Origin of the sequence: Ktedonobacter racemifer DSM 44963, assembly GCF_000178855.1 — a bacterium.
Taxonomy (GTDB): Bacteria; Chloroflexota; Ktedonobacteria; order Ktedonobacterales; family Ktedonobacteraceae; genus Ktedonobacter; species Ktedonobacter racemifer.
The window spans coordinates 3,805,010-3,817,649 of the sequence record NZ_ADVG01000001.1; the positions used below are offsets into that span (position 1 = coordinate 3,805,010).

Consider the following 12,640-nt stretch of genomic DNA (forward strand, 5'->3'; position numbering starts at 1 on the left):
AACTCAATCGCCTGGTTGACGACCTGCTGGCGATTGTACATGATACAATATTAGATCAGTGAAGATCCTTTCCAGGCCATAATAGATGTGGAGGACGAAGAGACTGTGAAACGCCTTTTTGCCCAAAAACCGGTCGAGTCGCTACGCTGGTTCGGTAGCGAGGCCATGTATCTGGATACCCCTAATGTCACGACCTGCGCCCATGTCACCATTGGCCGCTATGGAGGTCGGACATCTTCTGGCGCGCACAAAAATGAGGATGGGGCCTTTCTCTGCTGCGCGGGCGATTCCTCCTGGGAGTTCGCTGCATTGATCGATGGACATACAACCGCCCAGAGTACCGAGCTGCTCGTCAATCTCTTTGCCGACATGCAAGAGACCGTCAACTCCCTTATACAACAACCGGTCGCGACCGCCTTCCCCGCGCTACAGCAACAGATCCACCAGGCATTGAGCGCTCCTGCGTTCGTAAAGCGCTGCCGCAGCCTCCAGGGAGAGGCCTCCTGCCTGGTATGCGCACGCAAAGAGCAATTTCTCTGGTGGCTCTGCATCGGCGATTGCGTCGTCTATTTGCTGCATCCCGACCTGGCCAGGCTGGGGCAATTCGCCCTCAACCAGCGCAGCTTCTTTGAATGGGTTGGACACGTCAACACCTTTGATCTTCCCATCCCCTGTTATGCCACAGGCACGCGCCAGCTACGCCCCGGTCGTAATCGCATCCTGATGCTCACCGATGGCCTGCTCGAATTCGGCCAGCATCCCTTCGAAAACCCCTGGTATCTCTACGATCACTTCACCCAGAAACGCCAGGTAGGTCCTCTAGACCTGCGCCCCCTGGCACGCGACTCCCTCACCCGCGTCCACGAGGAAGGCGGACTCGACAGCGCCACCCTCCTCCTCTGGGACTGCGAAACCCCATAACCAATCCATAGGCGCGCCGTAAATAACTCCGCTGGCAAATTGGGGAAACGCGTCCCTCTTAGGTAGGGACCACTTTGCATAATGTCCAGGCGCCTATGCGCGCTTATCCATCTGGGCGTGGTAAGATGAAGCAGATAGCTGGATTTGTGTATGCGAGAGGAAAATTATGGAAGAGATAGAGACACCACTGAAACAGCCCGTACGCTCACGAAATGTCTCCTGGGCCGATCCTCAGGCCAGTGCAGAGCTTGGCAAGCAGTTGAGCGGGCTAGCATATTTACAGGCCCTACACAATGGAGAGATCCCGCCTCCCCCCATCGCGGAACTGATGAACATGCGCCTTGCCGAGGTTGAGGAGGGGCGCGTCGTCTTTACCCTGGAGCCAGCGGAGTTTCACTATAATCCCATTGGCTCAGTACATGGTGGTGTCGCCGCGACCCTGCTTGATTCCTGCATGGGCTGCGCCATCCAATCGGTGCTTCCCCTGGGCACGGGCTACACAACCATTGAACTCAAGGTCAATTACCTGCGTGCGCTCAGTAGCCAGACAGGCCTCGTGTACGCCGAAGGCAAGATTATCCATAGAGGGGGGCGCATCGCCACCGCCGAGGGGCGCATCACGGATGCAAGCGGCAAGCTTTACGCTCACGGTACCACCACCTGCATCCTCCTGCGATAACGCCCTATGGAAGGATCTGCCCATTGCGCCAGGCCAGGACGTTGTCCTGGATAAACTGGATATAGAGCCGCTCATTGTTGTGATCGGCCTGGGGCGCGTAGACCGGGATGATCTGTGCGACCGTGTAGAGATGTCCCTGGTCCAGGTATGTCTCGCGCATCAGGCGATACCAGTCCTCGATGCCCTCGGACCAGGAGCTGTACTTGCGGAAACTGCCATTGCCCTGCGTCTGCTCGCAGGCATAGCCAGCCGAACAACGGATATTACCCAGACTATGCGTCACTGGAGCAACACCATACAGGCCATAGGTACTTTCATGGCCGAAAAAGGCCAGGGCAAAGGCAGGATCGATCCCGTAGCGCACACCATCATCATAGATCGTCTGTCCCATTCCCCGCGCAGGCGAGTTGTAGTAAGCCAGCACGCTATCGATAAAGCCCGGATCGACGCTTGGCGCCTGGTCCATGCCAAAGCTACCATGCACGCTACTACTAGAGCTAAGATTGGTGGGACTGGTCACAGCAGGACCGGTGGGCGCAGGTGGCGTGGTCGAACCAACGTGCAGGCGCCCTGGCCCGCTCTTCTTCTCCCGGGCAGCGGTCGCGGCCAGGAGGTACTGCCAGGTACGTACTCCCGCCACGCCATCGACGCTAAGGCTCACCTGCTGCTGATAAGCGCGTACCGCTTTCTCTGTGTCGCTACCAAAGACGCCATCGACGTTCAGGTGGAACCCCGCCTGGTTAAGCTGGTGCTGCAAGGCCATCACCGTATAACCCTGGGAGCCGCTACTGGTGGCCTTAATAAGCTTTGGCCAGGTCAATGCACCCACCAGCCCATTCTCGCTCAAGGTATCTTTATGTTGTAAGCTCTTTACCGCGTCAGAGGTCTCCTGGCTATAGTTGCCATCGACATCGACCCCATACCCCTGGTCCTTCAGCAAATATTGAATGGCTCGTACATTCTCACCGCTCCTCCCCAGGGTATAGAGAGGCCATGAGACACTTTTCGTATTGGACGCCCAGGCCACACTACCCATGGGCGCACATACCGCGATCAGGGCGATAAGAAGCAGCCATGCTCCTCCCAGCCCTGCGAGCACTCGTCTCTGCATACAAATATACATCCTTGTCGAAATAATATTTACTAGTTGTAGGGTCCATGCAAGCTTGGATTACTCTGTGAAGAGATGTGGTTGTACGAAACGCGCCAGGGCTGCGATCACGCCATCGGCATAGCCACTTGTGCGCGTGAGGGCGTTGCGCGTCATCACGCCAAAGTGGCCCTCAGCCTGCTTGCTGTTCTGACGCTCAAAGACGATATCAATGACCTCACCCAGCTCCAGCCCCTCGCGAATCATCCTGACCATGCGCTCCGGCACAACCATCTTGATAGTAGAACCCAGGCCCACCTGTCCCTGGCGGTCCACGACCGCGATCCAGCCGCAGTCCAGCCACTGGTCGCCCGTGTGCTGCATCCCGCCTTCGAGGCCCACGCCATAATCCGCGTCCAAGGCAGAAATAGCCCCACTCGCACGATTACGCGCGCCCTGGATACTCTCTTCGTCACTCATAGGCTGATTGCTAACGTCAGATGGCACCTCTACCCCCTGCACCTCCCAGGCCTGTTCGGGCCATACCCGTTCAAAGGCCTGGCGCACAGCCTCTACCTTCACCGGGTTGTGCGAGCCAACCGCGACGCGTATGACCGGGTGCATCTCTTGCATGGGCTTTATCTCCTCCAACTTACCATAATACATTTCTACATCTTTTTCAATATGTCAAAAAGCCATTTTCGCGCCTGCGGCGCTCGCAAGATAGGGGATATTGGTGTGGTGCTCGGGCGCCAGCCCGAGCACCACACCAATATCGATTACTCTGAAAGGCAGAATATCGCCTACTTTGAAAGAGGCTTATATAGGCCATCTAATGGGCTATGCACGAAGCCAGCGGTCATACCAGGCCCGCACGCGGCGGAGCAGATCAAGCTGGTGGGCGCGCTCGCGAATACCGTGAGGCTCGCGGGGGTATACGACCATTTCTACAGGCGTTTGATAATGGCGTAACGCACGCTGGAAGCCGATAGCCTGGCTTAAGGGAACGCGTGCATCACGCTCGCCATGCAGGATCAGCACAGGCGTCTGCACCTGTTGCGTGAACGAGATGGGGCTGAGTTGCGCATGCCGGTGCGGGCCAACACCATCCCAGGGCGAGGTCTCGCCCAGCGCCTGCTCAAAGGCTGGCAGGTCGCTGGTAACCACCATCATTCCCCAATCACTGACGCCCGCGCCCATGATCGCAGCCTTGAAGCGAGAGGTCTGCGTCACGGCCCAGGCGCTCATAAAGCCGCCCTGGCTCCAGCCGCCAATACCCAGGCGCTCTGGATCGGCGATGCCGCGCTCAATCGCGGCGTCCAGGGCCGACATGACATCCTGGAAATCGGCGCCTCCGACATCACCTCGGGCCGCAGCGGCGAACTCCTCGCCATGACCCAGGCCACCACGTGGATTGGGCATCAGGATGGCGTAGCCCGCCGTTGCCAGCCATTGCGCCCAGTTGCCCCAGCTCAGATGCAGCCCATGGTCCCAGCGACCATAGGGACCACCATGGACCAGCACAATCGTTGGTAGAGGCTGATCCGTGGTGGCCTCTGGCGGACGAATGAGGATGCCATCCATCTTCCAGCCATCGGGCGCTGTCCAGTAAAAGGCCTCCTGCTCGCCCAGTACAAAACCGGTGAAATGCTCCTGATGATGCGTGACCTGGCGTAGCTTCTGAGCCGCTTTCCCCACTTCGGCGACGCCACTCCAGATCTCAAAGGCTTCTTGCGCGGATGAACGCGTCAGGGCCACGACGGTACGGCCATCCGCCAGTACACATGCGTGAGCGCTGCTTATATCGCTTTCACGCACGGCCTTGCTGTCAGGCAGGAGCGAGATCAATTCGCCGCTCTGTGGTTGCAAACGGCAGAGCTTCGTCTCCAGCCCCTCGGCCACTATTACCAGCACATCCTCACGTAATTGTTGTAGCTCGAAGATACAGTTGGTCTCGCCGCCTGCGAGGCGTTTTGGCTCGCCTCCACTGGCAGGAACGGCGTAGACCGCCGTGGAAGATTGATCTCGCTGTGCAGTGGCAGAGGTAAAGAGCAAGGTCTCGCCATCGGCAGACCAGGTTAGATTCGACGCGCCATAGGCAAAATGACAGACCACCTGCGGCTCACCGCCCGCAAGGGAAATGCGCTCAATAACAGTCTCCTGCACGGATGAGTTCAATTCGGGTGTCTTCCAGGTCGTATAGGCCAGTTCCCGCCCCTGAGGATGCCAGGCGAAGTTGGCCACATGCCGCTCACCCGCGACCAGCGTACTGACCTCCCTGGATGCCAGCGAGAGCAGGCGCAGGCGCGCATAGGGCCACTTTTCTCCATATACCTGGGCGTCATCCCGCTCCTTCTCGCGGCGCTCATCCTCCTCATCTGGCTCGTCAACACTGGTAAAGGCGATCTGGCCGCCTCCAGGAGACCAGGCGAACAGCACTACGCCACGCTTGTTCTCCCTGGGCGTCAAAGCCTGCGCTTCACCACCATTGGCGGAGATAAGGTAAAGTTGAGCAGTTCCACGCTCCACGCGATCCGAGAGGAAAGCCAGCGCGTTACCATCAGGCTCCCATTGCGGGCTTTTATCCTGCACACCGCCCGCGGTAAACTGCCGGGGCGCCTCCGCGCCATCCGTTGTGGCAAGCCAGATCGCGCTCTCTGCGTGCTCATCACGTTTACATAGTGCGCCCAGGGTATACGCGATACGCTTGCCATCAGGTGAGATCTGAATATCCTGGGGAATTTGCAAGTCAACGATCAGCTCAGGGGTCAATTCACTCATGCCTGCTCCTTTACTTCTCTCTCAACACTTTTTTTTTGGCTTCTTCGCGTTTCCCCACCATCCCCTCTCCAAATGATATACGTCCCTTTGCCTGCTTCTCTCTCCCTAAATCTTCTACATAAGGGCCGATAGGAAAGCAGGAAGAGGGGCCTCCTACGCACGTGAGAGGCCCCTCTTCCTGCTTTTTTCTATAGAATGAGCATAGCGTCGCCGAAGCTAAAGAAGCGGTAGCGTTCGGTGATGGCCTCCTGGTAGGCTCGCTCCATTAGCGGCTTAGTCATGAAGGCACTGACCAGTAACAGTAGGGTCGAGCGCGGCAGGTGGAAATTGGTGATGAGCGCGTCGACGGCCTGATAACGATAGCCGGGAGTAATAAAGAGGCGGGTATGGCCCTTATAGGGCACGATACGCCCCTCGTGCAGGCTGGCAACACTCTCCAGCACGCGTACCGAGGTGGTACCGACGGCAACTACACGCCCTCCGCGCGCCCGCGTCTCGTTGATCAGCGCGGCCGTGGTCTCGTCGAGTTCGATCTCTTCGCTGTGCATCTTATGCTCGCGTACATCCTCGCTCTCAACGGGACGGAAGGTATCCAGGCCAACGTGTAGAGTCACAAACCCGGTACGCACCCCCCTGGCGCGCAGGCGCTCCAGCAGTTGGGGCGTAAAGTGCAGGCCCGCCGTGGGAGCCGCCGCCGAACCACGAATGCGCGCGTATACAGTCTGATAACGCTCGGGATCGTCCAGGGTCTCATGGATATAGGGTGGGAGCGGCATCTTCCCAATCTCGTCGATAACCTGGCGCACATCGAGCAGGGCATAGGGATCGTTTTGTCGCTCCTGGGAACGACCCGGCACATGGAAGCGTACCACGCGCCCTCCGGCCTCGGTGCGCTCAAGGATCTCGCCAATCAAGCGCGCCTGTTCCTCTGTCTCAGCGCCAAAGAAGATACGCGCGCCCTCGCGCAGGCGCCTTCCGGGCCTTACCAGGGCCTCCCACGTATCCTGTCCCAGATCTGAGCGCTCAGCCAGGAGCAGGACCTCGACGGCCCCACCACTCTCGGCACGCTTGCCTAGCAGGCGAGCCGGGATAACCCGGCTCTGGTTGGCGATCAGGAGATCCCCGGGCTGAAGATACTCCTCAATGTCGCGGAAGTGCTGGTGCGCCAGCGTCTCATCCTGGCGCTTCACGACAAGTAGCCGCGAGGAGTCCCGCGGCTCAATCGGCGTCTGTGCAATTAGTTCGTTTGGTAGATGATAATCAAAATCGCTGATCTTGAGATCAGGCAGGCTCTGTTGTGTTCTCTGTTCTACGGTGTTGCTGTCCACAAATTTGGTCCACTTTCTCCACCCGGCGGGGTCAACCCAAGATGCTCATAGGCCGCGCGCATGGCGACACGCCCTCGCGGCGTGCGCGCAATAAAGCCTAGCTGGAGCAGGTAAGGCTCATAGACGTCTTCAATGGTCTCCGAATCCTCACTCGTGCTCGCCGCCAGGGTATCCAGGCCCACAGGTCCCCCATTGAACTTTTGAATGATCGTCGTGAGCATATTGCGGTCGGTCTGGTCCAGGCCAATCTCGTCAACTTCGAGAGCATCAAGCGCTCTATTGGCCACCTCACGTGTAATAACACCATCGGCGCGCACCTGTGCATAGTCGCGCACACGCTTGAGCAGGCGGTTGACGATACGAGGAGTGCCACGTGCACGCCCGGCGATCTCCTTGATGCCTCCTTCGTCGGCGGGTACTTTTAAGATGCCCGCTGAGCGGTGCACAATCATCTCTAATGAAGTAATATCGTAATATTCCATACGATAAATAGCCCCAAAACGGTCACGCAAGGGAGCAGTCAACGATCCTACACGCGTGGTCGCGCCCACCACCGTGAAGGGGGGCAGTGAGAGGCGTAGGGAGCGCGCGCTGGGTCCTTTGCCAATGACGACGTCCAGGGCGAAATCTTCCATGGCGGAGTAGAGCCGCTCTTCCACGGCGCGAGCCAGGCGATGCACCTCGTCGATAAAGAGCACCTCGCCTGGTTGCAGCGAGGTCAGAATCGAAGCCAGGTCGCCCGCGTGCTCAATCGCGGGGCCAGCGGTGGTCTTCAAATTCACGCCCATCTCGGCCGCAATGATGTTACAGAGCGTTGTCTTGCCCAATCCCGGCGGCCCATAGAGCAGGACATGGTCCACAGGCTCATTGCGCCGGCGTGCAGCCTCCAATAATATCCCCAGGTTCTCCTTGATCTTCTCCTGACCAATGTACTCAGCAAGACGGCGCGGTCGCAAGCTGCCTTCCAGTATCTGTTCCTCATCGCTGATATTTGGCGAGACGAGGCGGTCGCTCATGGCGTACTCCTGCTATGAAACTAGTGTTCTACAACGCTACCGCTTCATTATACCAAATCCCACTTCTCCCGTCGAGATTGTTTATAAGTAAGATATGTTTGCATGCGATCTGGGCGAATGCCCAGATCGCATGCAAACATATCTTACTTATAAACTTATTGTAGCATGCATACATGGAAACACGGTGAGACTTAATGGTACATTACGCCCGGTTAGCGGGTTGTTGATAGCTTTTCCCAATTACGTGAGTACAATGTATACCATACAGAATTGCACAGAATAGGCAGAGCGACAACTCACGCATATTTGGATACGTACATAGAGATGTGCTGTCATCAGGAGCGTACATATGGTATTGCTTTCGCGTTTTAGTCTCGCCAATAAAGGGCTGATGGCGCTTGTCACCATCGTCTTGCTCCTCATTGGCGGCTTACTTATCCCGCAGCTCAAACAGGAGTTGTACCCCTCGATTGACCTGCCGGTGGTCACGATGGTGACCACCTATGCCGGAGCCTCGCCCTCGGCTGTTGAGAAAGAGGTGACCAATCCGCTAGAGCAGAGCATTCAAGGCACACCAGGGCTGCAACAATATACCTCGCTTTCAAACGAGGGCAGTTCGATTATTAGCGTCACGTACGATTATGGAACCAACATCGCCCAGGCGCGCCAGGACCTCTCTCAGCGTCTCAGCGCCGTTCAGGCTCAGTTGCCCAAGGGTGTGACGCCAACGTTACAGTCGTATAGTACGTCGGATATTCCCATTATTTCGCTTGGTGTCTCCTCATCCCAGGCACCACAGGATCTGGCCCAGGCCCTTAAACAGATCGTTGTACCAGATCTACAGGGCATTCCCAACGTCGCCCGAGTTGACCTGACGGGGGCCAGGGCAACTATTGTGACCATTACCCTGGACCCGCAGAAGATGCAGGGAGCAGGCGTGACCTTTGAGCAGGTCCAGACCGCCCTACAGGCCGATAATGTCACGCTACCCGCGGGTAGCCTGGTTGATCAGGACCTCTCACGCCCGATTCGCGTGGGCAATACCTTCAACTCTCTGCAAGATCTCAAAGACCTGGTGATCAGCGCCTCGCGAGCCACAGGCAGCCCGACATCGTCCGACAGTAGTCTCGCGACCACCAGCCAGGCAACCAGGCTCAGCGATATCGCCGATGTACAACAGGGACTCGAACCCGAGACCTCGCTCTCGCACATCAATGGCGCGCCCAGCGTCGGCATCTCGCTCACGAAGACGAGCGCAGGCAATAGCCTAACAATCTCACACACCATCCACAATCACCTGGCCGATCTTGAGAAGAGGCTTGGGCACAATACAAAGATCATGACCGTCTTTGACCAGGCTCCCTTTATTGAGTCGTCAATGACTGGCCTGATACATGAAGGCTTGCTTGGAGCACTCTTCGCCATCGTGGTGATTCTGGTCTCGCTGTTCTCCCTGCGCTCGACGCTGGTGGCGGCAGTCTCTATCCCGCTCTCGGTTGTCGTGGCCCTGATCGCCCTCTGGATCGGAAACTATACCTTGAATATCCTGACCCTGGGCGGCCTAACCATCGCCGTTGGGCGCGTCATTGACGATTCAATTGTGGTACTGGAGAATATTTATCGTCACTTGCACCTGGGAGAAGAGAAGCGGAGCGCGGTCTACGCGGGCGTGCGCGAGGTTTCCTCGGCCATTACCGCTTCGACCTTAACCACGGTCGCGGTCTTCCTCCCGCTTGGCTTCGTCAATGGTGAGGTCGGCGTGCTCTTCCGCCCCTTCTCCATCACGGTAGCCGTGGCGCTCCTGGCCTCGTTGCTAATCGCGCTCACCATCGTACCCGTGCTGGCCTACTGGTTCCTGCGCGTCCCTAAGCCTGAGTTTGTTCCCGCTTCGCGGCCTCAGGGCTCTTCGGTTGAGCGCTGCTATATTCCCATCGCGGCCTGGATCACAAAGAAGCGCAATAGTGGCCTGACCATCCTGGCGGCCATCGTTCTCCTGGATGCCACCTTTGTGCTCATCCCTACGCTGCATACGACCTTCCTGGATGGCTCAAGTCAGAATAACTTCCGCCTCAACCAGGAACTACCGATTGGCACCAGTATCCAGAAGGCCCAGGGCGAGGTCAAGAAGGTCGAGAATATCCTGGCACGCTTTCCAGAAATTCAGACCTACCAGGCCACAGTTGCCCAGAGTAGCTTCTTCTCCTCCAGCGCCCCCAACAGCGCGGTCTACAACGTTGTCACCGATAAGGATACGGACCAGAATGATTTGCAGCAGCGGGTCATCAATAGCCTGCACCTGGTCGACAGCAAAATAACCCTCAGCAGCAGAGATAGTACCAGTGACACGACCCTGTTGATCAATATCCAGGCTCCCAATGAGCAGGCCCTGGAAGAGACCAACCGGCAAATTTTCGACACAGTCTTGCATACACCCAACCTGGCTAATGTGAAGAGTAATCTCTCCGCGGCCTCGCCCCTGGTCGATGTCCATATTGATCCAGGCAAGGCAGGAAGATATGGCCTGACCCCATCCCAGGTTGGTCAGTACCTGCGCTCCACCTTTACCGGCACGAGCGCCACGCGCATTACCCTGGGCGATAGCCAGCAGGACGTGCAGATCCGCTTCGGAGCGCCCGCCACCAGCGTGGATCAGCTACAAAATCAGCTGGTTCCCACCCCTGGCGGAAACGTTGTCAGGCTCAGCGATGTGGCCGATATCACCACCACACTGGGACCAGTCCAGGTTACGCACCTGGATGGGACACGTACCGCGACCATCAGTGCACAGGTGACCAGCGATGATGTCGGCGCGACCGGAGCGGATGTCCAGAGCCGTATCAGCAAGCTAAAGCTCCCTGGAGGGGCCTCTTATAACTTCGGCGGCGTCAAACAGCGCCAGGATGATTCTTTCCTGAAACTGGGCATCGCCATGCTTGCGGCCATCTGCATCGTCTACTTTATTATGGCTATCACGCTACGCAGCCTGCTCCAGCCCTTAATCCTGCTGGTCTCTATTCCCTTCGCGGCTACTGGCTCGGTGCTGCTCATGCTGTTTACCAATACGACGCTCAGCGTGACCTCGCTGATTGGTCTGCTGATGCTTATCGGCATCGTGGTCACCAACGCCATCGTCTTGATCGACCGCGTAAATCAGTATCGCGAGCGCGGCCTGGACGCGCGTAGCGCGGTTATTCGTGGCAGTAGTGAGCGCGCGCGCCCCATTTTGATGACCGCCAGCGCGACGATTCTTGCTCTGCTTCCCATGGCCCTGGGCCTCAGTGATTCCAGCGCCGTCATGTCGAAGTCGCTCTCTATCGTGGTCATTGGCGGCCTGACCTCTTCTACAGTGCTGACCCTGCTCCTGGTGCCAGCGCTCTACATGGTCGCCGAAGGCATGCGCGAGCGCAGGAAGCCCGTGCCGCAGCCCCAGATGCAGCCCATCCTGGCTCCGCCACGCATGCAGGCGCTTCCCCCTCCACAGTGGATCATGGGCCAGCAGCCACCCAGCCACCCATTGAGGGCCAACTAAAGGCTTTACAAAAAAATATATCTGGTAGAGAGTATGGTGCCCCTGGCTGCCTGCGGCAGCCAGGGGCACCATACTCTCTACCAGATATAAAAAGACCGCTTGTGTGAGCGGGCGAAACGGCGGTGTCCTATTTTCCCGTGGGGCTGCCCCCAAAGTATCGTCGGAGCTGAAGAGCTTAACTACCGTGTTCGGGATGGGAACGGGTGTACCCTCTTCGCAATAACCACCGGTTCGCCTGCGCATACAAGCGGTTCCGATTGACATAATGCATAATACCATCCTCTTGGCGATTTGTCAACTCTTTTTTTGCGACTTTTCAAAAGTCATCAAAAAGTCATTGGCTTTCACGCCTGCGGCGCTCAAGGAGTAGAGTGACGTGGCTGTGTGGTGGGAAAACAACCACATCGGGCATTATCGCAGGGGGAATTATTGGTTTTTCTTGTGCATCCTGTGGCTTGGAGCATTGAACTAATTACACCATTCTGAATGAGATACGGCGCATACAACTTCCGCGAATGTGGGTGGGAGGAAGCGTTGTATGTGATCGATGCACTTTGCCATGTAGCGTGGCTGATTAAAGCTCTGCAATGGATGCCAAAATCGTTCGTTTGATGGGAGAAAAAGACCTCTCCAAACTTCTGCCTTTGATCACAGAAGTTTGGAGAGGTCTGATGAGGGGACTATTCCCCACCAAGCACCGATAGAAGTGCGTCTACCTTGTTCCCAAACACCTCCATCAGGCTCTCGGCGCATGTCTCATTTGTACGAACCCTGATCCTATTCCTAGCCGTCCTGCCGTCCGAGGACAATAACAGGAATGGTGTGCGCATCTCAAACAAGCATGCAGACCCAATACACCGCACAGGCGCTCCTCGTCGAAGCTGTGCTGGTTGGTCACAGGTACGAGGCTTCGCAGCAGCTGGGCTTGCATTTGCTCGCGATACATCGAGCAAAACAGGCCAGGTTCTCCTGCGATCTCCATTGCGCGTCGGGAATGACACGCGTACCGTCTGTGCTTCTGTGCAACACTGCCCCAATGCAGGCAGGCTCATCCTAGACTCAGGACGAGGCTGTGCAACTCAGCTGATCAAGGAGCACCCGCTGCTGTTCAGGCTTCGTCTCAAAGACAGTCATGAGCGTGATCAGGTTCCTCTCTCGGGACACAATCATGTACATCACAGAATGCGTATGGGATCTGCCCACGGGATGCGCAACGAGATCACAGCAAGCGAGTAAAAAGAGAAAAAGATCGAGTGTAAAAATGGACAAAGGATTACTGCCCTCATACTCTGCTCA

At 57.2% G+C, this 12,640-nt stretch carries 8 protein-coding genes and 1 rRNA gene; 3 read left to right on the forward strand and 6 right to left on the reverse strand.

What is annotated here, in order from left to right:
* Positions 1-105: 105 nt before the first annotated feature.
* Positions 106-921 (forward strand): PP2C family serine/threonine-protein phosphatase, encoded by an 816-nt coding sequence (locus tag KRAC_RS16235; protein ID WP_007908771.1) that lies wholly within the window; start codon positions 106-108, stop codon positions 919-921.
* Between the two features lie 166 nt (positions 922-1,087).
* Positions 1,088-1,600 (forward strand): PaaI family thioesterase, encoded by a 513-nt coding sequence (locus tag KRAC_RS16240; protein WP_007908776.1) that lies wholly within the window; start codon positions 1,088-1,090, stop codon positions 1,598-1,600.
* A gap of 4 nt (positions 1,601-1,604) precedes the next feature.
* Here KRAC_RS16240 and KRAC_RS61700 read toward each other — a convergent pair whose 3' ends face one another.
* The 5 genes from KRAC_RS61700 to ruvB all read right to left on the reverse strand — a co-directional run bounded on the left by KRAC_RS61700 (position 1,605) and on the right by ruvB (position 7,815).
* Complete coding sequence (locus KRAC_RS61700; protein ID WP_007908781.1) at positions 1,605-2,711, reverse strand: peptidoglycan-binding protein; 1,107 nt, start codon at positions 2,709-2,711, stop codon at positions 1,605-1,607.
* Positions 2,712-2,771: 60 nt separating this feature from the next.
* Positions 2,772-3,323: an inosine/xanthosine triphosphatase gene (yjjX, locus tag KRAC_RS16255; RefSeq protein ID WP_007908783.1), complete on the reverse strand. Its 552-nt coding sequence runs from the start codon at positions 3,321-3,323 to the stop codon at positions 2,772-2,774.
* Positions 3,324-3,530: 207 nt separating this feature from the next.
* Entirely contained in the window at positions 3,531-5,471 is a 1,941-nt protein-coding gene (locus KRAC_RS16260; protein ID WP_007908785.1) for an alpha/beta hydrolase family protein, read from the reverse strand.
* A gap of 188 nt (positions 5,472-5,659) precedes the next feature.
* Positions 5,660-6,799, reverse strand: a complete 1,140-nt coding sequence (gene queA, locus KRAC_RS16265) for a tRNA preQ1(34) S-adenosylmethionine ribosyltransferase-isomerase QueA (protein WP_007908787.1) — start codon at positions 6,797-6,799, stop codon at positions 5,660-5,662.
* On the reverse strand, positions 6,781-7,815 hold the full coding sequence (ruvB, locus tag KRAC_RS16270; RefSeq protein ID WP_007908789.1) for a Holliday junction branch migration DNA helicase RuvB: 1,035 nt from the start codon (positions 7,813-7,815) through the stop codon (positions 6,781-6,783). The genes queA and ruvB overlap by 19 nt, the downstream gene beginning before the upstream one ends.
* Before the next feature lie 349 nt (positions 7,816-8,164).
* Between ruvB and KRAC_RS16275 the strand changes: the two genes are divergently transcribed.
* Positions 8,165-11,344: an efflux RND transporter permease subunit gene (locus KRAC_RS16275; protein ID WP_007908790.1), complete on the forward strand. Its 3,180-nt coding sequence runs from the start codon at positions 8,165-8,167 to the stop codon at positions 11,342-11,344.
* A gap of 114 nt (positions 11,345-11,458) precedes the next feature.
* Here KRAC_RS16275 and rrf read toward each other — a convergent pair.
* A 5S ribosomal RNA gene (rrf, locus tag KRAC_RS16280) occupies positions 11,459-11,575 on the reverse strand.
* Positions 11,576-12,640: the final 1,065 nt, after the last annotated feature.